Origin of the sequence: Microtetraspora sp. AC03309, assembly GCF_020826795.1 — a bacterium.
Taxonomy (GTDB): Bacteria; Actinomycetota; Actinomycetes; order Streptosporangiales; family Streptosporangiaceae; genus Microtetraspora; species Microtetraspora glauca.
Genome location: NZ_JADDIL010000004.1, coordinates 88911 through 108060 on the forward strand (window position 1 = coordinate 88911; position 19150 = coordinate 108060).

17 protein-coding genes and 1 tRNA gene are annotated in these 19150 nt (G+C 70.6%); 10 read left to right on the top strand and 8 right to left on the bottom strand.

What is annotated here, in order from left to right; genetic code table 11:
• Nucleotides 1-230: 230 nt before the first annotated feature.
• Together IMZ11_RS03530 and IMZ11_RS03535 are read right to left on the bottom strand one after the other, a co-directional pair.
• Nucleotides 231-971, bottom strand: a complete 741-nt coding sequence (locus IMZ11_RS03530; RefSeq protein WP_228637457.1) for a hypothetical protein — start codon at nucleotides 969-971, stop codon at nucleotides 231-233.
• Nucleotides 972-1177: 206 nt separating this feature from the next.
• A tRNA-Arg gene (locus tag IMZ11_RS03535) sits at nucleotides 1178-1249 on the bottom strand.
• A 121-nt stretch (nucleotides 1250-1370) separates the two neighbouring features.
• Between IMZ11_RS03535 and IMZ11_RS03540 the strand changes: the two genes are divergently transcribed.
• Nucleotides 1371-1763 carry a response regulator transcription factor gene (locus IMZ11_RS03540; protein WP_228637458.1) on the top strand — a complete coding sequence of 131 codons (393 nt, stop codon included), beginning with the start codon at nucleotides 1371-1373 and terminating at the stop codon, nucleotides 1761-1763.
• A gap of 2 nt (nucleotides 1764-1765) precedes the next feature.
• Nucleotides 1766-2317: a hypothetical protein gene (locus tag IMZ11_RS03545; RefSeq protein ID WP_228637459.1), complete on the top strand. Its 552-nt coding sequence runs from the start codon at nucleotides 1766-1768 to the stop codon at nucleotides 2315-2317.
• A gap of 19 nt (nucleotides 2318-2336) precedes the next feature.
• Here IMZ11_RS03545 and IMZ11_RS03550 read toward each other — a convergent pair whose 3' ends face one another.
• Entirely contained in the window at nucleotides 2337-3047 is a 711-nt protein-coding gene (locus IMZ11_RS03550) for an alpha/beta fold hydrolase (protein WP_228637460.1), read from the bottom strand.
• 106 nt (nucleotides 3048-3153) lie between these two features.
• Here IMZ11_RS03550 and IMZ11_RS03555 point away from each other — a divergent pair, with 106 nt between their 5' ends.
• The gene (locus IMZ11_RS03555) at nucleotides 3154-3729 is read left to right on the top strand and encodes a TetR/AcrR family transcriptional regulator (RefSeq protein ID WP_228637461.1); all 576 of its coding nucleotides are present in this window, start codon (nucleotides 3154-3156) and stop codon (nucleotides 3727-3729) included.
• A gap of 146 nt (nucleotides 3730-3875) precedes the next feature.
• Nucleotides 3876-4460 (top strand): hypothetical protein, encoded by a 585-nt coding sequence (locus tag IMZ11_RS03560; protein WP_228637462.1) that lies wholly within the window; start codon nucleotides 3876-3878, stop codon nucleotides 4458-4460.
• 53 nt (nucleotides 4461-4513) lie between these two features.
• On the opposite strand, the gene IMZ11_RS03565 is transcribed toward IMZ11_RS03560, so the two are convergent.
• A complete protein-coding gene (locus IMZ11_RS03565) occupies nucleotides 4514-7252 on the bottom strand; it encodes a glycosyl hydrolase (RefSeq protein WP_228637463.1) in 2739 nt (912 codons plus the stop codon).
• Between the two features lie 433 nt (nucleotides 7253-7685).
• Between IMZ11_RS03565 and IMZ11_RS03570 the strand changes: the two genes are divergently transcribed.
• From IMZ11_RS03570 to IMZ11_RS03595, 6 genes are all read left to right on the top strand, one after another.
• The gene (locus IMZ11_RS03570; protein ID WP_228637464.1) at nucleotides 7686-8993 is read left to right on the top strand and encodes an ABC transporter substrate-binding protein; all 1308 of its coding nucleotides are present in this window, start codon (nucleotides 7686-7688) and stop codon (nucleotides 8991-8993) included.
• Between the two features lie 82 nt (nucleotides 8994-9075).
• Entirely contained in the window at nucleotides 9076-10074 is a 999-nt protein-coding gene (locus tag IMZ11_RS03575; RefSeq protein ID WP_228637465.1) for a carbohydrate ABC transporter permease, read from the top strand.
• Nucleotides 10067-10894 carry a carbohydrate ABC transporter permease gene (locus tag IMZ11_RS03580; protein WP_228637466.1) on the top strand — a complete coding sequence of 276 codons (828 nt, stop codon included), beginning with the start codon at nucleotides 10067-10069 and terminating at the stop codon, nucleotides 10892-10894. Before IMZ11_RS03575 ends, IMZ11_RS03580 begins: the two co-directional genes overlap by 8 nt.
• On the top strand, nucleotides 10891-12324 hold the full coding sequence (locus IMZ11_RS03585; protein ID WP_228637467.1) for a GH1 family beta-glucosidase: 1434 nt from the start codon (nucleotides 10891-10893) through the stop codon (nucleotides 12322-12324). The genes IMZ11_RS03580 and IMZ11_RS03585 overlap by 4 nt, the downstream gene beginning before the upstream one ends.
• Nucleotides 12321-13316, top strand: a complete 996-nt coding sequence (locus tag IMZ11_RS03590) for a LacI family DNA-binding transcriptional regulator (RefSeq protein ID WP_228637468.1) — start codon at nucleotides 12321-12323, stop codon at nucleotides 13314-13316. Before IMZ11_RS03585 ends, IMZ11_RS03590 begins: the two co-directional genes overlap by 4 nt.
• Nucleotides 13317-13396: 80 nt before the next feature.
• Entirely contained in the window at nucleotides 13397-14578 is a 1182-nt protein-coding gene (locus IMZ11_RS03595; RefSeq protein WP_228637469.1) for a hypothetical protein, read from the top strand.
• A gap of 16 nt (nucleotides 14579-14594) precedes the next feature.
• On the opposite strand, the gene IMZ11_RS03600 is transcribed toward IMZ11_RS03595, so the two are convergent.
• The 4 genes from IMZ11_RS03600 to IMZ11_RS03615 form a co-directional block, all read right to left on the bottom strand.
• Nucleotides 14595-15803, bottom strand: a complete 1209-nt coding sequence (locus IMZ11_RS03600; RefSeq protein ID WP_228637470.1) for a hypothetical protein — start codon at nucleotides 15801-15803, stop codon at nucleotides 14595-14597.
• Nucleotide 15804: 1 nt separating this feature from the next.
• Complete coding sequence (locus IMZ11_RS03605; RefSeq protein WP_228637471.1) at nucleotides 15805-16185, bottom strand: RidA family protein; 381 nt, start codon at nucleotides 16183-16185, stop codon at nucleotides 15805-15807.
• A gap of 22 nt (nucleotides 16186-16207) precedes the next feature.
• Complete coding sequence (locus tag IMZ11_RS03610) at nucleotides 16208-17476, bottom strand: alanine racemase (protein WP_228637527.1); 1269 nt, start codon at nucleotides 17474-17476, stop codon at nucleotides 16208-16210.
• 69 nt (nucleotides 17477-17545) lie between these two features.
• Nucleotides 17546-19126, bottom strand: coding sequence for an amidohydrolase family protein (locus IMZ11_RS03615; RefSeq protein WP_228637472.1), 1581 nt, complete (start codon nucleotides 19124-19126; stop codon nucleotides 17546-17548).
• Nucleotides 19127-19150: the final 24 nt, after the last annotated feature.

The window sequence follows — 19150 nt, forward strand, 5'->3', positions numbered from 1 at the left end:
ACACATTCCGCCGACCCGCGTCGCCGGGCGAACTCGGCCACGAACACCGACTTGCCGACCTGGCCTCGTCGGCCACCACCGCCACGCAACCGCTGTGGGCACTCTCACGCAGAAGATCGCCGAGGGGGTCCAGCGCCCCAGAACGCTCCCACAGCTCCATTCGAGGATGGCACACTGCGCCTCACGCCCGGCGATTTGTCAAGCCGTACGCCCCCGTGCCTCAGGCCGTGCTATTCGTCAGGCAGCAGGTACCGCCAGGAGAGCACGAAGAGCACCCCCGAACTGGTCGTGAAAAGCGACCGGCCGTACTCCTGCCCAGCGGGAACCGCCTCGGTGATCGCACTCACCGCCGCCCCCTCGAGGTCCTTCTGCCAAACCGGGTCCACCGAGCCCGAAGGCTCCGGGACCCCTGCGGGCCACGGCGCCGGCTTGCCCTCCGCCGACGCGGCCCCTTCGGCGACTACTCGGACGCGGGTGGCGACGTAGTCGGTGCCCTCCGCAGCGGCCCTGGCCGCCAGGCCTTCCATCAGCTTCTTCGCGTCCGAGAGCTCCTTCGGGTAGAAGTCCGCGACCTGGTCCAGGGCCGGGGCCCGGACCTCCAGCAACTTTCCGTCCTTCCCCCGTACTCCGAGGACGGTGGTCGGCACGTCTGTCACCGCGGGCGCGCCCGGCTTCGGCTCCGCGGTCGGCGGTTGCCCGGTCAGGTAGTTCTCCAACGACGCGACCGTCTCGCTCGCCTCGGCATCGGTGAGCCTCAGCTGCTTGCTCGCGTCGGCGATCACCAGGCCGTCGCTGTACAGCACCACCCTCGGCGGACGCAGCACGTTCGTGGTCGGGGTCACGAATCCGTCTTCGGCGCCCCACAAGGCGACCGGCTTCGCCGGCCCGTCGTCAGCCGGGGTCGCCGTTGTGTCCGATTCCGTTCTTCCACAGGCCGCGGCCATGGACAGCACCGCCACGAGCAGGATCATTCGTAATCTCATGCCCCAGAAACGCAAATCCCCTCATATCGGTTCAGCCGGAGAACAACCGCCAGATAGAGGTGCGTTGACCCATGAGAGCTGGTCCACAACCAGCGAGCGACAACGAGAACGGGCGGGCCTCCATGAGACTGGAGACCCGCCCGTTCCTACGCCATTCGCCCTGGTCAGCGGATAGATCCGCTGGTCAAGTTGAGTGCCCCCTGCAAGATTCGAACTTGCGCTCCCGGCTCCGGAGGCCGGTGCTCTATCCCCTGAGCTAAGGGGGCTCAACGAGAGTTAAGGCTACCAGTTCCGGGGGACTCCTCGCGCACAACGATATGCGCCGTCTTTGCGACGATCCGGCGAAAGTCGCGCGTGAACCCCCGGGGAGGAGTTAGCTTGGCGCCCGTGAACGACGTTCTGGGCCGAGTACTCGTCGTGGACGACGACGAGGTCATCAGGCAGCTCATCGCGGTCAACCTGACCCTGGAGGGGTTCGAGGTGGAGACCGCGCACGACGGGCAGGACTGCCTCGACCGCGTCCACGAGGTCGATCCCGACATCATCACGCTGGACGTGATGATGCCGCGCCTGGACGGCTGGGAGACCGCGACCCGGTTGCGCACCGACAGGAGCACCAGCCACATCAAGGTCGTGCTCATCACGGCGCGGGCGCAGGAGGACGACAGGCGGCGGGGGCTGGGCATCGGGGTCGACGCCTATCTCACCAAGCCGTTCGACCCGGCCGAGCTGATCGACGTCGTCCGCGACCTCGCCGACGGAAGCGCCCTATCGTCGTAAGTATGAAGCTGGCGGTATGGCGCGAATCCGGACCTATCCCACGCGACCGGGCTCGGGACCTGTTTCTCGACGGTCCACCGGAGCCGGATGAGGACTTCGCCGAGGCTTTCGCCGAACTCTTCCCCGGCGTACGGATCGACGACATCGCCCCGGAGCGGATAGACGAGATCTCGAACGCGGTCTTCCGGCTCGCCCGGGAGCACGGCCTGGTCTGCTACGACCCGCAGCGCGGCCTCGTCCACAACCTCGAACCGCGCGGCGTCCATCCCCAGTTGGAGATGCACACGGGTGACGGGATGGTCGTGACGGACCCCGACCTGAGACTGATCGCCGACGTGCTGGGCACGCTCTCGCCGGAGAATCCGTTCGTCGCGCTCGTCTGTTTCGGCCAGCATTTCATCCAGGTCTCTCCCGGATACGAGCTGGAGTTCAAGGAGGGCGGGAAGATCCGCGGGACCGTGACCACCGATCTCGCCGAGGTGCGCCGCGCCTTCCTTGAGTACGCCACGGGCGACCGGGCGTTCCTCCAGCGCCACGAGTGGAAGCCCGTGTAGGCGGGCCTTCTTCGCCGGTTCACGCCACCCGATCCCGTACGGCGTCCGCGGCCTGGTCGAGGAACCCGGCCATCCGGTCGGGGGCGGCGAGCACGGTCAGGTGGCCCCGCCCGGAGATCCGGGTGAGGCTGCCGTTCCGGCAGGCCCGCAGGAAGTCGATCTCGTTCACCCGGAAGGGATCGCGGGCCCCGTTGACCAGCCACACCCGGCCCGGATAGCGCGCCAGGGACACGACGGGGTCCTCGGACGTCACCGCCTCGACCACCGAGGGGACGACCTCGCAGAACAGGCCGCCCGCCACGACGGCCTCCCCGGCGGGCCCCGGCAGGGCGCGCCGGAAGCCGGACGCGCTGATCCGGTTCGCCGGCGCGGGATACCTGGCGGCGAGCCGCCCGGCGAGCCGGTAGACGCGGGCGAAGGAGCCGCCCGGACGGGCCGTACAGCCGATGGCGACCAGGCCGGCCACCATCGACGGATGGCGGGCGGCGGTGGCGATGCCGACATAGCCGCCGAGGGACAGCCCGGCCACGAGCGCCCGCCCGCCGAGCCCGGCGATGCACTCCGCCACGACGTCGCACGCCGCGTCCATGTCGTACGGCACGCCGCTCAGGGAGCCGTGTCCCGGCAGGTCGGGCGCGGCCGACGGGCTGCGCAGCAGCGATCTCACGGGCGACCACATCGAACCGGTGACCCGGATCCCGTGGACGAGGACGACGGGAAGATCCGCCATGACCATCCTCCTGTGTCAGAACACCAGAAACGCAACGCGACGTTGCGTTGCATACGCATCAAATCACAACGCAACGGTGCGTTGCGAATGGCGATAAGGTGACCCCATGGCACCGCGCAGGAAACACGACATCCTCAACGCGACCCTGGACCTGCTCGCGGAGAAGGGCTATGAGGGCCTGACGGTCGAGGGCGTGGCCGAGCGGTCCGGGGTCAACAAGACGACCATCTACCGGTGGTGGCCGTCGAAGGCCGCCCTGCTCGGCGCGGCACTGGTCGAGGCGCGGGCGCTCGACTTCGAGGCGCCCGACACCGGCTCACTGCGCGGCGACCTCCACGCCGTGGTCGAGGCGACCGCGCGGCTGCTCACCACTCCCCCCGCGTCCGACATCGCCGTCGCCGCGCTCGGAGCCGCCGCGGGCAACCCCGAGTTGGCCGCCGCGATTCAGGGCTTCTTCGCCGACAGGTACGCCCGGGAGCTGCCCATCTTCGAGCGCGCCCGGGCCCGTGGGGAGATCGGCGACGAGCCGGATCCGATGATGATCATGGATCTGCTGGCCGGAGCCGTCTGGCTGCGCGTGGTGTTCCGCGGGTTGCCGCTCGACGAGAGCTTTACCGGCGACGCGGTCAGTGTCGTGCTCGGCGGGGTAGCAGCGGAGCCAGGCTCCCGCCGCGGCGACTGATCGCGGGCGAGGGCCCATCCATGCCACGTCGTCCATCCCACTCCATGTCGTCCATCCCACCGAGCCTGAACGCAGCGGAAACCCGAAAGGAGGGAGGGGCGACCTTCCCCACCTCACGCGGGAGGGGTGTTCGCCCCGGAATCCCGATGATCGATCGCGAGTTCAGCCCATCCCAGCTCCCGCGCGAGGCGCCGTCGCGGCGCGGGATCCGCCGCGGGCTCCTCTTCGGAGCCACCGCGCTGCTGTTCGTCACGGGTACGGGCCTGGCTGCCCCGGGCGCCCAGGCGAGCGTCCCGGGCAACCTCACCCAGCCGAGCCCGTCGCCGACCGGAGCACCCGCCGAGTCCCCGACCGAGGGCCGGGGGCCGGGCGGCCACATGATGGAGGGGCCGCTCGGCGCCGTCCACGGTGAGCTGGTCATCCCGAAGCGCGGCGGCGGCTACCAGACCGTCACCACGCAGACCGGGAAGGTGACCTCGATCAACAGGGACTCCGTCGCGCTCAAGAGCACCGACGGCTTCGCCCGCACCTACAGGATCGACGCCTCCACCCGGGTCTGCGCGGGCCGCAGGGGCCTCGACGAGGTCAAGGCCGGTGACACGGTGTGGGTGATCAGCCCCGGCAAGGAGAACAACTCGACCGCCGCCCTGCTGGTCGACCTCACCCGTCCGCAGTGGCCGGCCGGGCACGGCGGCGGCGGATCCCCGGCGCCGACGCCCTCACCGTCGTGATCGGAGGTACGGGCGGTCGCCGGAGGCGTCCTCCGGCGACCGCCCGGCCGCGGTCAGGTCGTCGAGAACGTGAACCAGTTGAGGTTGACGAAGTCGGCGGGCTGCCCGCTGCTGAACGTGAGGTAGACGGTGTGCGTTCCGGTCACACCGGAGATGTTCGCGGGGACCGTCTGCCAGCTCTGCCAGCCGCCCGTCGATCCGACCGCGAAGCTGCCGACGGGCGTGCCGGTCCGGCTGTCCAGCCGGACCTCGACGAGCCCGCTGACGCCGCCCGCCGCGCCGGAGGCGACCCTCGCCTTGAACTGGGTGGCCGCCGTGCCGCCGAACTGGACGTTGTCGTACCTCAGCCAGTCCCCGTTGCCGATGTAGGCCACGTTCTGGCCGCCGTCGGTGTCGGTCGTGGTCTCCAGCGACGTGCCGGACTGCTCCTGGTACGCCTCGGCCTCGATCCTGCCCCGCGCGTCGACGCCGCCGCCCGTGGGGGAAGCCGACGGGGACGGGGAGGGCGACGGGGACGGGGAGGGTGAGGGCGACGGTGAGGTCCCGCCCGCGCTGGTCGCCGTCGAACGGGCCGGGACATTGAGCGTCGCGCCGTCCGAGAAGGTGACCGTACGGCCGGCCGTGCCGAAGTTGTGCGCCACGTACGTCCGCGTCGAGCCGTTCACGAAGACGGCGGCGGTCGGGATGTTCGCGGTCACGGCGGTGTCGACCGTTCCCAGCCTGGCCAGGTTGTAGATCCAGTGATAGGTGTGCGCCAGGGACTCGCCCGACTCCGGCGTCAGCGTCGTGTAGCCGCCGTCCCAGTTGGCCTTGGCCGCGGCCGGGTCGGCGAGGGCGCGGAACTCCCAGACGACGTCCTTCCACTCGACCGCCGGTCCCGGGTTGTTCGCCTCCATCTCGGCGAGGTTCTGCCGCACGTCGGCCTGGTAGAGGCCGTGATAGAGCGAGCCACCCGTGATCGGCAGCATGTTGATGCCGTGGATCTCCTCGGGGTTGGCCGTCCACCAGGTGGAGTACGCGGCGCCGCTGCCCCAGATCATGCCGACCGTGTCGTGGCCGAACCCGGTGGGGAAGACCACGTTGTCCTTGTCGAACCAGTACTGCGCGATGGCCGACGTCTGGGTCGTGTACAGGTAGATGCCGAGGTCGCGCAGGGCGGTGTCACCGGTGGCCGCGCCCAGCAGGATGACGCCGTTCGCGAAGTTCATCCCTTCCGAGGAGGACTCCTCGTTGTTGCCGGCCGCGAACCCCTGGTGCCCGGAGGCCCAGCCGTTCCCTGCGTACGCGTCGAAGTTGCGCAGGAACGGGAACCGGGTGTCCGACCTGTCCCCGTTGTTGGCGTCGGAGGCGAGCAGCTTGGCCATCGGCCCCCAGCTCGCCGCCCACGCGGAGTCGTACCGCGCCACCGTGGCGGCGGCCATCAGGTAGTAGCCGTAGTGGAAGTGGTGGTCGTTCACCTCGGTGTCGCTGCCGTACGACGCGGGGTACCCGGTGAGCAGGCCCCAGGTCGCGTCGTAGCGGAACTGCTCACCGCCCGCGGTGAACCAGCTCTCCAGCTTCGCCTTGAGGAGGCCGAGCAGCTTGTCCCTGGACGCGGTGTCGCCGAGTTGCTCCGCGATCGGCACGAGCTGGGCCAGGCGGCCGAGAGCCTTGCCGGTCCAGTAGGTGTCGGTCGCCGCCTTCCACGGATCGGAGGCGTTCGCCTCCTGCCTGACGTAGCCGCCGAGCGTCGTCCGGTCATACGCGCCGAGGTCGGGCAGCGAGGGCAGCACGCCGTGGAAGGTCTGCTTCGTGGTGAACGACGTGCCCTCGCGCAGCTTCATCGTGCCGCGCGGCGAGACGTACGTGTACGGGGTCAGCGTGTCGCTCGTGGCCAGCCACTGGTGCCGGTAGAGAGCGAGGAGCGTGCCGGTCTGGGCGCCCTCCTTGGCCGTCGTGGTCGCGGTGTAGGTGGTGGTGAGCCGGGCGCTCGCCTCGTCGTACGCCCAGGACACCCTGGTCCCGGTGACGAAGCTGAAGGCGTACTTCGCGAACAGGTCGAGCGTCGAGGCGGAGGTGTCCGGCAGCGCGGCGACGGAGAAGTAGTTCTTGCCGCCGAGCGCGTCGGTCGCGACCGTGCCACTGATCGTCCAGTCCGTCCCCGACGGGGCGAAAACGCCGTAGTGGTGGCCGTTGACGGTGACGCCGAGGATGTTGCCCCGGTCGGACCAGACGTTCGGCGTGGCGACGAAGGTGACCTGCGCGTTCCCGCCGCTCGGGGTGGCGTAGACGTACGGCATGCCGTGCCCGATCGTGGCCCTGAGCGTGCGCGTGCCGTCCGACCAGTACGGCGTGACGGTCCAGTCGGACCACCCGTCCACCTTGGTGTCGGGCGAGTTCAGCCCGGTGACGCCGATCGTGAGATCACGAGCGTGCGGGTACTCGTACATCCGTCCGTCCCCGCTGATCAGCGGTGTGGTCGGGTAGCTCACCTCCAGCCCTCCGGCGACCGCGTGGAAGGCGAGCGGATGGCCGTACATGTTCTCGGAGTAGGGGTTTCCGGCGTACCGCTGGAAGGCGAGGGACGACCACCAGTCGTTCGTGGGGACCTTGCCGGTGACGTTCCCGGTCACCTTGGGTGTGACGGGAGCGCCGTCCGAGTTGGCCGGACCGCTCGCCCCGGCGGGCAGGTCGGTGGTGTAGCTGCCCGCTCCGACGGTCACCGTCGCCGCGTGGGCGGGGAGGGCCGGGGCGGTCAGCGCGAGTGCGGTCAGGAGGACCAGGCAGGCTCTCGCCGACATCATCGATCTCATGGAGCGACCTCCGCGAAGTGGGGGGTTCAGGCGGAATCGGGCTGGAAGCGCTCTCAGCGCCGCTGACGCTAGATCCGTGTCAACCGCATGTCAACGAAAAGAGAATGTTTCTCGAAGATCATGAGAGCGCTCTCTTCCATGGGGTGGTCGAGAGTACGGGGACCGTAGGGCGCCCCGCCTGTCCAGCGGGCGCGTACGGCACCGGGCGCGCACGGGACGAAAGGCCTGGGGCGCGGAGGGAGCGCGGCGCGACACTCCATACCTTCTCCCACCTGGCGATTCGTGCCGTGGGAGCGCTCTCACGCATTTCGGGGACGTGAACAGATAACGGGGATCGTTACTGATCCAACCCTTGACGCTGCGAAACGTGAGACTGAATCTTGTCGGAGAGCGCTCTCTTCATGATCATTGATTCAGGACCCGAGGAGGGTTCATGGGCATCCCCCGCACGGGCCGCCGGATCACCCGGCTGCTCGCCCCCATGGTCGCCGCCACGCTGCTGACCCTCACCGCGTGCGGTGGAGGCGGCGGCTCCTCCCCCGCGAGCGGAGACTCGGCCGCGCCGGCCGAGAAGATCAAGCTGACCGTCGGCCTGTTCGGCGACTTCGGTTTCAAGCCGCTGTACGAGGAGTTCAGGAAGACGCACCCGAACATCGAGATCGAGGAGCGCCAGGCGGCCTACGCCGACCACCACACCAACCTCGCCGCGCACCTCGCCACCGGCGCGGGCGCCGCCGACGTCGAGGGCATCGAGGTCGGGTTCATCAGCCAGTTCACCGCGCAGCCCGACCGGTTCCAGGACCTCAAGCAGTACGGGCTCGACAAGCGCCAGGGCGACTACCTCGAATGGAAGTGGCAGCAGGGCGTCGGAGCGAACGGCGCCGTGGTGGGCCTCGGCACCGACGTCGGCGGCCTGGCCATGTGCTACCGCACCGACCTGTTCAAGAAGGCCGGCCTGCCGACCAAGCGCGACGAGGTGTCGGCGCTGTGGCCCACCTGGGACCAGTACATCGAGATCGGCAAGAAGTTCGGCGCCGCCGCCGGCAAGGGCACGAAGTTCTTCGACAGCCCCGGCGAGATCATGCGCGCGATGATCGCGCAGGCCCCGGTCGGCGTGTACGACGCGCAGGACAACGTCGTCGTCGCCAGCAACCCGGACGTGAAGAAGGCCTGGGACCTGTCGGTCCGGATGATCCAGGACGACCTGTCCGCCAAGATCGGCGCGTGGACGCCCGAGTGGAACACCGGGTTCGCCAAGGGCTCCTTCGCCACGATCATCTGCCCGGCCTGGATGACGGCGTACATCCAGGACCAGGCCAAGAACGCGGCCGGCAAGTGGGACATCGCCACCGTCCCCGGCGGCGCGGGCAACGCCGGCGGCACGCACCTCACGGTGCCCAAGCAGAGCAAGCACCCCAAGGAGGCGGCGGAGCTGGTCGACTTCCTGACCTCGGCCGACAGCCAGGCCGCGGTCTTCAAGGCGATCGGCAACTTCCCCTCGATCCCGGCGCTGTACGACCAGCCGGACATCCAGAACTTCACCAAGGACTTCTTCAACGGCGCCCCCGTCGGCAAGATCTACTCCGACGCCGCCAAGAACCTCAAGCCGCAGCACCTCGGCCCCAAGGAGGGCGACGTGCGCACGGCGATCGGCAACGGCCTCGGCCGGGTCGAGCAGGGGCAGCAGACCCCCGAGCAGGCGTGGGCCCAGGTCCTCAAGGACGTCGAGAACATCAAGTAGCCAGGCGCCCGGGTGGGCCCCGGCCCTTGGGGCCCACCGAACGACCGGAACGTCCGGAACAACCGGAACGAAAGGAGTCCCGATGCCCGTCGCCCATCGGGCGCCGACCCCCGAGACACCGCCGCGACCGCGGCCGGACAGGAGCCGTGCGGGAGCGGCGACCTCGCCGTGGCGCCATCGGCTGGACCGGAAGGTCTCCCCCTACGCCTACGTCGCGCCGTTCTTCCTGCTCTTCGCCGCGTTCGGCCTCTTCCCGCTGATCTACACGGCGTGGGTCTCGCTGCACGACTGGAACCTGCTGAGCAGCGCCAACCCGTTCATCGGCCTGGACAACTACCGGGAGCTGTTCGCCGACGGCTACTTCTGGAACGCGGCGTTCAACACGCTGTCGATCGGCGTCCTGTCGGCGGCGCCCCAGCTGGTGCTGGCGCTGGTGCTGGCCCACCTGCTGAACCGGCCGCTCCGGGCGCAGACGCTGTTCCGCATCACGCTGCTGCTGCCGAACGTCACCAGCGTCGTCGCGGTCGTGGTGATCTTCAGCCAGCTCTTCGGCCGTGACTTCGGCCTGGTCAACGCGTTCCTGGACCTCGTCGGCATCGACCGGGTGTACTGGCAGGCGCACGTGGCGTCCTCCCACGTCGCCATCGCCACCATGATCATGTGGCGGTGGACCGGGTACAACGCGCTCATCTACCTGGCCGCGATGCAGGCCGTACCACGGGAGATATACGAGGCGGCGACCATCGACGGCGCCTCGGCGGCCAGGCAGCTCTGGGGCATCACGATCCCGATGATCCGCCCGACCATCATCTTCACGGTCATCGTCACCACGATCGGCTCCATGCAGATCATCGCCGAGCCGCTGCTGTTCGGCGCCCAGGTGAGCAACGGCGCGTCCACCACGGGCGGCACCGACAGGCAGTTCCAGACCCTCGCGCTCTACCTGTACGAGAAGGGCTTCCGGAGCTTCGAGTTCGGCTACGCCTCGGCCGCCGCGTGGGTGATGTTCCTGCTCGTCGTGGTCGTCGTCGGATTCAACTACCTGGTGGTACGCAGGATGCGCGGAGGACTCGATGTCTAGCGGCTGGTTTCGCAGGAACCCGCTCACCTATCTCACCCTGCTGGCGGTGGCGTTCTTCTCCGCCTTCCCCGTCTACTGGAGCGTGATCGTCGCCTCGCACGACAACGCGGCGATGGCCGAGATGCCGCCTCCGCTGCTGCCGGGCGGCAACTTCCTCGCGAACGTGTCGCGGGTCTTCGACACCACGCCGTTCGCGCTGGCGCTGGTCAACTCGTTCGTGGTGGCGGGCACGATCACCGTCTCGGTGACGTTCTTCTCCACGCTGGCCGGCTTCGCGTTCGCCAAGCTGCGCTTCCGGGGGCGGAACGCGCTGCTGCTGCTGACCGTGGTGACCATGATGGTCCCGACGCAGCTTGGCATCATCCCGCTCTACATGCTGATGATCAAGCTGGAGTGGACCGGGAAGCTGTACGCCGTGATCGTGCCCGCGCTGGTCAACGCGTTCGGCGTGTTCTTCATGACGCAGTACCTCAGCCGGGCGCTCCCCACCGAGTTGCTCGAAGCCGGGCGGATCGACGGCTGCGGCACGTGGCGGCTGTTCCGGCACGTCGTCGTCCCGGCGGCGCGGCCCGCCGCGGCCGTGCTCGGGATGCTGACCTTCATGACGGCCTGGAACGACTACTTCTGGCCGCTGGTCGTCCTCACCCCGGACGACCCGACGGTTCAGGTCGCGCTGTCCCAACTCGCCAGCGGGTACGTCCGCGACTTCACGCTCGGGCTGACCGGGACGGCGGTGGCGACGCTGCCGCTCGTACTCGTCTTCGTCCTTCTCGGCAAGCAGATCATCGGAGGAATCATGCAGGGAGCTGTCAAAGGATGAGCGCCACGACCACCGCGTCCCGGGGGCAGGACGGGGACGTCGAGCCGGACGGACGCCACGGGCGACGGCTGGCCTTCCCCGACGGCTTCGTCTGGGGTGCCGCGACCGCCGCGTACCAGATCGAAGGGGCCGCCGCCGAGGACGGCAGGGGGCCCTCCATCTGGGACTGCTTCTCCCGCGTGCCGGGCAAGGTGGCCGACGGCCACACCGGGGACGTCGCCTGCGACCACTACCACCGCTACGAGGAGGACGTCCGGCTCATGGCCGGGCTCGGCCTGGCGGCCTACCGGTTCTCCGTCGCCTGGCCGCGGGTGTGCCCCACCGGTTCCGGCCCGGTCAACGCGCGGGGGCTGGACTTCTACGACCGGCTCACGGACGAGCTCCTCGCGCACGGCATCGTGCCCTACCCGACGCTCTACCACTGGGACCTGCCCCAGGCGCTCGAGGACGCCGGCGGCTGGACGTCCAGGGACGTCGCGTACCGGTTCGCCGACTACGCGGCAGCCGTACACGATCGGCTCGGTGACCGGATCCGGACCTGGACGACGCTGAACGAGCCGTGGGTGGCGGCCTTCCTCGGCTACTGCTCGGGCGTGCACGCGCCGGGACGGGAGGATCCGGCCGCCGCGTTCCGTGCCGCGCACCACCTGCTGCTCGGGCACGGGCTGGCCGCCTCGGCACTCCGTACGGCCGGCGCGGCCGAGATCGCGCTGACCCTCAACCTGGCGCCGGTGATCGGCCCGGACGATGCCGTGGCGGCCGTGACCAGGGTGGACGGGCTGCTCAACCGGCAGTTCCTCGACCCCGCGCTGCGCGGGCACTACCCGCGCGACGTGCTGGACATCGCCGAGAGGCACGGCGGACTCGGCCACATCCGCGACGGCGACCTGGAGATCATCCACCAGCCGGTGGAACTTCTCGGGATCAACTACTACAACCCGTCCTTCGTCTCCTCCGCCCCCGGAGAGCCGGCGAACCCGGCGTTCCCCGGCAGCGAGGGCATCCGGTTCGATCCGCCGGCCGGGCCGACGACCGCGATGGACTGGCCCATCGACCCGGCCGGTCTGGAGTCGCTCCTGCTGCGGCTGTCGCGCGACTATCCCGAGGTGGGCCTGCTGGTCACCGAGAACGGCGCCGCCTTCGACGACGTCGTCCGGGACGGGCGGGTCGCCGACGCCGAGCGGGTCGGCTATCTGGACGCGCACCTGCGTGCCGCGCACGCGGCGATATCCGCCGGTGCGGACCTGCGGGGTTATCTCGTATGGTCACTGCTGGACAACTTCGAGTGGGCCTACGGCTACCACAAGAGGTTCGGCATCGTGTACGTCGACTTCGCGACCCAGCGGCGCATTCCCAAGGAGAGCGCGCTCTGGTATCGCGAGGTCATCAGCCGCAACGGGCTCTCCTACGGTTCTCAGGGGGACGAATGAAACGACCCACGCTGGAGGCGGTCGCCGCGCGTGCGGGGGTGTCGCGCGCGACCGTCTCCCGGGTCGTGAACGGCCAGGCGACGGTGACGCCGCAGATCAGAGAGGCCGTGATGCGCGCGGTCGACGAGCTGGGATACGTGCCCAACTCGGCCGCGCGCAGCCTGGTCACGCAGCGGACCGACTCGATCGCCCTCGTCGTGTCCGAGCCGCCGACCAGGGTCTTCTCGGAGGACCCGATGTTCTCCACGGTCATCAGGTCGGCCAGCCTGGAGCTGGAGGCCGCCGACCGGCAGGTGGTGCTGATGCTGGCGGGCTCGCCCAAGAGCCACGCGAGGATCGAACGCTACATCGCCGGCGGCCACGTGGACGGCGTCATGCTGATCTCGATGCACGGCGCCGACCCGCTCCCCGCCGCGATCACCCGCATGTCCGTGCCGATCGTCTCGTACGGCAGGCCCGCCGTTCCCGTGCCCCTGCCGTACGTGGACAACGACAACGTGGGCGGCGCCGAGAAGGCCGTACGGCACCTGCTGGACAGGGGACGGCGCCGCATCGCGACGATCGCCGGGCCGCAGGACATGATCGGCGGCCAGGACCGGCTGGCCGGATACCGCAACATGCTGCGCGAATCCGACCGCCGCTCGATCGTCGCCGTCGGCGACTTCACCCGCGAGTCAGGCGCGGTGGCCATGCGCCAGCTCCTGCGGGACGACCCGGACCTCGACGCCGTCTTCGTGGCCAACGACCTGATGGCCGTCGGCGCGCTGCAGTCGCTGCGGCAGGCGGGCAGACGGGTTCCCGACGACGTGGCCGTGGTCGGCTTCGACGACATCGAGGCGGCCAAGTTCACCGAGCCCCCGCTCACCACGATCAGGCACCCGTTCACCGAACAGGCGGCGGCGATGGTCAAACTCCTGCTCGGCCTGTTCGAGGGCGGCCCGGCCGACCCGGTGATCCTCCCCACCGAACTGGTCGTCCGCGAGTCGGCTTAGGTCGCGGTCCGCCCGCACCAGGCCCCCCGTACTAGGGCGAATGCCCCCGAACCGGGGGGCCGCGCCTCTATACTCGCCGGATGCTGAAACGGCTTCCGCTGGCAGTGATCATGGTCGCGCTGGCGGGATGCGCCTCGCTCCAACCGGCGGAGCCGACGGGACACCGGAACACGCCGCACGGTACGGCCGACGCCTGGTCGCGGCCGACCGCGACCGCCACCCGGGCGCGGCCGACGGCCACCGCCGTGAGCCCCCGCTGGAGTGTGGTCGGCAACAGCGGCTCGGGCGGTTCCCTGGTCGACGTCGTGGCGACCACCGCGCACGACGCCTGGGCGGTCGGCTACCACATCGAGGTGGACCCGTCCATCATGCGCTGGAGCGGCGGCCGGTGGCGCGACGTGCGAGCGCCGGAGGGCGCGAAGCCCGCCGCCGCGGTGGTCGCCACGTCCCCGGGCGAGGTGTGGGTGTTCGACCACACCGCGCACGCGTGGCGGTGGAACGGCACCGGCTGGACGAGCATGGGCGGGCAGGACGGGCGCTGGGTGAGTTCGGCCACCGCGTCAGGACCCGACGACGTGTGGGTGGCCGGCTCGACCACGTCCGAGCCGCGGCGCGCCTTCGTGGGCAGGTGGTCCGGCGGCCGCTGGTCCGAGTCCGAGCTGCCCGCGGGCGTCTCGACGATCTACGGGATCAGCGCGACCTCGCCCGACGACGTGTGGGCGATCACCCAGGCCGCCGTCCTGCACTGGGACGGCCGCGCCTGGACCGCGTTGACCATGGGCGACCCCGGGTTCCCGGCGCTGGGCGTGCCGGGCCCGCCCTGGCCGGGCGACGGCACGCCGCCCCTTTCGCTGCGGGACGTGGACGCGGTGTCCCCGAACGAGGTCTGGGCGGTCGGGACGGTCACGACCGGGACGGGGGCGGCGGAACCCGTGGCGCTGCGCTTCGACGGCGACCGCTGGACCGCCCTGGACGTCCCCGCCCACCCGGACCACGCCGGCAGGACCATCCCGGCCGCGTTCAGCGCCGTCACCGCCGACGGGCGGGGCGGTTTCTGGGCCGCCGCCGTCCATCCGGTGTCGATCCTGCACTACGCGCGCGACGGCGGCTGGACGGACGAGGGGATTTCACCCAAACCGGGGGCCGACCCCATCGCGACGGCCCTCGCCCGGGTGCCCGGCGGCGATCGTGTGTTCGCCGTGGGTGGTAACCCCGGCTACGACGAGGACGGCTCCGGCTGGATCTGGGCGCGCTCTCCCTGAGGCGACCGGGGCCGGGCTACGCGAGCGCCCCCGGGATGCGTCCGAGGACGTCGAAGGGCGCCAGGCCGTACGCGTAGAAGTCGACCGCCTCGGCACCCGCGGCCCTGGCGGCGCGGACCTTGGCCGCGAGCCGATCCTCGGAGTCGGTGTCGGGCGAACCCGGCCGCAGTACGGCGCGCAGTTCCCGGTCCTTGCCCACCGACCGCTGGTAGGCGGCGACGTCGTCGGCCACCCGGGCGGCGTCCCTGGCGTACGCGAGAACCGCGAACGACGGCACGATGTCCCCGAGCGCGACCAGGTCCACCCCGAGCTGCCAGGCGTCGTGGGCGGCGAGACCCGCGGGCGGGAGGCCGTCGGCATACCCCTTGCAGGCGCCGGTCGCGTCCATGAAGGTCAGCCGCGCTCCTTCCGCGCTCACCGCCTCCGACACCTCGGCGACGAGGGACGTCACGGTCTCCGAGCGCGCCCGTGCGTACGCGACGACCTCCGGACCGGCGTAGGCGGTCAGCGCGGCGCGCGTCACCTCGCCCTGGGCGGGCGGGTCGCCGTCCAGGACACCTCCGACGATGCGGGCGCACTCCTCACGGGCGACCTCGGCGTTCACTCCGAGGTCCGTGGCGCGGCGCATGCACTGGTCGCAGAAGCACAGACCGAACAGGAACGCGTCCATCGGCCCGAGCGCCACGAAGCACCGCTCATGGTGATAACCGTGGCCGAACGTGCCGAAGTGCAGCGCCTCCGCGACCACGCTGTCCACTCCCTGCCGGGCGGCGGCGCGGCCGAGCGCCACCGCGTACGCGCGGACGTCGGGGTGCGCCGGACAGAGATCGGCGGGGGATCCTCGATCGCCGAAGCAGTTCTGCACGGTGACGTCGGGGAAGGCCAGCCCGAGCGTCGTGTTGTGCAGGAAGACCGTCCAGGCGTGCATCTTCAACCCGCGCTCGGTGCAGGCGCGGCGCAACTCGGCGAGCGGCCGTTCGTCCGCGCCCTCCTGCACCGGGGGGACCAGCCGCAGCCCGGCGAAGATGTCCTCGGGCGGCGGGAAGTGCACACCGTCGCGTCTGAGCGTCACCCGGGAGGCGCCGTGCGGGGTGACGTCCCGGGCCCGGTGGTAGGCGGCGGCGATCGTCACCCCTTTCGCGCCGTATCCGGAGACCCGGTCGAGGACCTTGTCCATCCCCTCGCCGCGCAGGTCCTCGACGAAGACGTAAAGCGAGCTGTCCACGTCAGCGGCCCTTGTACGCCACGAAGTCGATCTCGACCAGGATGTCCTTCAGGTCGGAGCCGACCGTCGTACGCACCGGATAGGGCGGGTTGAAATACGACTTGTAGACCTCGTTGTACGCGGCGAAATCCTCCTTGAGGTTCTGCAGATGGACGGTGGCCTTGACGACGTCGTCGAAGGTCAGCCCCTCCGCCGCGAGCACGGCTCCGAGGTTGCGCATGGTCCGGTGCGTCTGGGCGGCCACGTCCGCGCCCACGACCTCTCCGGTCTCCGGGTCGAGGGGGCCCATACCGGAGGTGTAGAGGAAATCACCGACGACGAGCCCCTGCGAGTACGCCCCGACCGGCGGTGCGCCCTCAGATGTACGGATCTCCCGCTTCATGTCTCACAACTCCTGGAAGTCCCTAGAAATATGTTTTGATCAAATCAATCACGACATAGTCATCATCAACCACCGGAATCACCCGCCACTTGTCGAACGCGGTGCAGGGATGGGACACGCCGAACGACACCAGGTCGCCCGGCCGCACCCCCTCCTCCCCCGGCGGGAAGCGCAGGTAGGTGTGCTGGTCCTGGACCTTGACGACCCTGGCCCGGTCCAGCCACCCGGGTGTCCGGCCGCCGACCGTCCGCACCATCGGCAGGTCGATGTCGTACGGGACGTCGCGCTTGCCCATCCCGACCAGCGCGAGACCGGGCTCGGGCACCGACAGCACCTGCGCCCACGCCTCGAGTGCGGGGAGCAACTCGCCCTCGATCCGGTTGTACGGCGTGACCTCGCGGTAGAAGCCGTCGTCGTGGGCCACGTAGGCGCCGCTCCGCAGGAGCACGAGCGCGCCCGCGGACCGCGGCCGGCCCGGCTCCGCACGCGGATGGGCCAGGGGCGCCAGCTCCTCGGCGACCAGGTCGAACCAGGCGCTCCCGCCCGCCGAGACGACGAGCCGCCCGTCGACGTACGGGGAGACGGCCTCGGCCGCCGCACGGAGTTCGCGGAGCGTGTCCCGCACCTCGGCCGGCCCCGACCGGGTGCCCTCGTAGCACGCCACGCCCGCCAGCTCCACACCCGGAGATCTCCGTACGGCCTCGGCGACCTCCAGCAGCTCGGTGAGGCTCCGGCAACCGGTGCGCCCGTCCATGTGTCCCAGCTCGACGAGGACCCGGAACGGCACGGCGCCGGCCGCGTCGGAGAGGATCCGCACCCCCTCCACGGAGTCGGCGTAGCAGAGGAACTCCAGCCCCCGCTCCACCTCGTACGCCAGCCGGCGCAGCGCGGCGGAGTCGACGATCTCGTTCGCCAGGAGCACTCGGGGCACGCCGAGGCCGCGGTAGACCAGCGCCTGCCCTGGCGTCGCCGCGCTCAGCCCCCACGCGCCGGCGTCGAGCTGGGCCTTGAAGATCGCGGGCGCCATGGTGGTCTTGCCGTGCGGGGCGAACGCGAGCCCGTGACTCCGGGTGAACGCGGCGAGCGTGGCGATGTTGTGGTCGAGCGCGGACCGCTTCACGACCAGCAGCGGCCAGGTGAAGCTCCCGTCGAAAAGGGAGTGCCGCGCCGCGACGAAATCGCGCCCGCTGACCGGTTCCCCGGTGTGCAGGAACCCGCGCGTGCTCCAGTCGATCAGCACGTCCTGAGCGGCTTCGGGCGCGGCGCCGGGAACACCGAGGCCATCCGCGATGTGCACGCCGCCGCCCCCCTTGCCCCGGTATAGACCACCTGGGTGGATCGTACTGGACCGAGACCCCCGTCAGGAGGGTCGCAGTGCCCGGCCCGGGGTGGCCCCGGTCGGCTCGCCTCCCGCGAGCACCGGGACACCGGAGACCAGCACGTCGTCGATCCCGACCGCGAGGGAACGCGGGTTCTCGTACGTGGCGGTGTCGGCCACCCGCAGCGGGTCGACGACGATCAGGTCCGCGACCTGGCCGCGGCGCAGGAGGCCGCGCTCCGGCAGGCGGAAGCGGCGGGCGGGGTGCGACGCGAGATGGACGGCGGCCTGCTCCCAGGTGAGATCGCCCAGTTCCCTGACGTGCCTGCCCAGATAGCGGGCGAACGCGCCGAACCCCCGGGGATGCGGATGACCGCCCACGTAGATGCCGTCGGAGCCCCCGGTGTGGCCGGGATCGCGCAGGATCGCGCGGACCGACTCCTCGCCTTCCGGTCCCTCGTCGGGCCGGGCCGCCACGCATCCCGCTTCCAGCCGCGTCTCGATCAGGAGCGTACGGCAGAACTCGGCGGGATCCGTGCCGTGCCGCGTGGCGGCGTCGGGCAGGGTCAGGCCCTCCGCCCACTCGAACCCCGGCGCGTGGGACAGCGTGATCCGCTCCCACAGCCCGGCGAATCCCTCCCACTCCCGCGCCAGCCGCTCGGGCTCGGCACGGAGTACGGAGATCGCCCGGTCCGGGTCGGCCGCGGGCACCCACGGCGGAAGCAACACCATCGCGAGGATCGTGCTGCCCCGAAGGTAGGGGTAGGTGTCGAAGCTCAGGTCGACGTCCCGCCGCCGGGCGTCGTCGAGCAGCGGGAGCAGCGTCCGCGCAGGTCCGTGATAGTGCGAGATGTGCACGGGGGCACCCGAGCGGACGCCGATCTCAGTCGCCTCGGCCATGCCCGTCACCGCCGCCGCGCCGTACCCCCTCATGTGGGTCACGTACGGCAGTCCGCCCAGCGGTTCGCAGAGACACGCCAGCTCGGCCGCGTCGGCGTACCGTCCCGGGGCGTACTCCAGGCCCGACGACAGGCCCACGGCGCCCTCGGACAGTCCCCGCTCGACGCGTTCCCTCATGACGCGCAGCTCGCCCGCGTCGGCACGCCGTTCCGCCGCTCCCATGACGTCGAACCGGATGGTGCCGTGCGGCAGGAGGTAGGCGGTGTTCAACGCGGTGGCGCGGTCGTAGGCCGCGAGCAGCTCGGAGACGCCCGTCGGCCCGTCGATGCCGGGAAGCTCGCCGTTGACCGCCGCGAAGTAGCGGCTGGCGTAGTCGAATCCGGCCCGGGTCGTGGTCGGCGCGAACGACAGACCGTCCTGGCCGAGCACGAACGTGGTCACTCCCTGGCGTAGCGCCGCGAGCTGGATCTCCGGCTCGAACACGGCCGCGTCGCCGTGGGCATGGCAGTCGATCAGGCCGGGAAGCACGTACCTGCCCGACGCGTCGATGACCGTGGCGGCACCGATCTCGCCGGGCGTCCCCGGCACCTCGTCCCGCGCGGCCGGCCCGAGATCTCCCAGGATCGCGACGCGCCCGTCCACGATGCCGACGTCGGCCCGGAACGGGGGCGCCCCTGTGCCGTCGACCACCCAGCCGCCCCGGACCACCACGTCAAGATTCACACGCCCGATTCAATCACTTTCCCA

Bases quoted from the DNA above. Each gene is read 5' to 3' on its own strand.
- IMZ11_RS03530 (WP_228637457.1), bottom strand. From the start codon at position 971: ATGATCCTGCTCGTGGCGGTGCTGTCCATGGCCGCGGCCTGTGGAAGA.
- IMZ11_RS03545 (WP_228637459.1), top strand. From the start codon at position 1,766: ATGAAGCTGGCGGTATGGCGCGAATCCGGACCTATCCCACGCGACCGG.
- IMZ11_RS03550 (WP_228637460.1), bottom strand. From the start codon at position 3,047: ATGGCGGATCTTCCCGTCGTCCTCGTCCACGGGATCCGGGTCACCGGT.
- IMZ11_RS03555 (WP_228637461.1), top strand. From the start codon at position 3,154: ATGGCACCGCGCAGGAAACACGACATCCTCAACGCGACCCTGGACCTG.
- IMZ11_RS03560 (WP_228637462.1), top strand. From the start codon at position 3,876: ATGATCGATCGCGAGTTCAGCCCATCCCAGCTCCCGCGCGAGGCGCCG.
- IMZ11_RS03565 (WP_228637463.1), bottom strand. From the start codon at position 7,252: ATGAGATCGATGATGTCGGCGAGAGCCTGCCTGGTCCTCCTGACCGCA.
- IMZ11_RS03570 (WP_228637464.1), top strand. From the start codon at position 7,686: ATGGGCATCCCCCGCACGGGCCGCCGGATCACCCGGCTGCTCGCCCCC.
- IMZ11_RS03575 (WP_228637465.1), top strand. From the start codon at position 9,076: ATGCCCGTCGCCCATCGGGCGCCGACCCCCGAGACACCGCCGCGACCG.
- IMZ11_RS03580 (WP_228637466.1), top strand. From the start codon at position 10,067: ATGTCTAGCGGCTGGTTTCGCAGGAACCCGCTCACCTATCTCACCCTG.
- IMZ11_RS03585 (WP_228637467.1), top strand. From the start codon at position 10,891: ATGAGCGCCACGACCACCGCGTCCCGGGGGCAGGACGGGGACGTCGAG.
- IMZ11_RS03590 (WP_228637468.1), top strand. From the start codon at position 12,321: ATGAAACGACCCACGCTGGAGGCGGTCGCCGCGCGTGCGGGGGTGTCG.
- IMZ11_RS03595 (WP_228637469.1), top strand. From the start codon at position 13,397: ATGCTGAAACGGCTTCCGCTGGCAGTGATCATGGTCGCGCTGGCGGGA.
- IMZ11_RS03605 (WP_228637471.1), bottom strand. From the start codon at position 16,185: ATGAAGCGGGAGATCCGTACATCTGAGGGCGCACCGCCGGTCGGGGCG.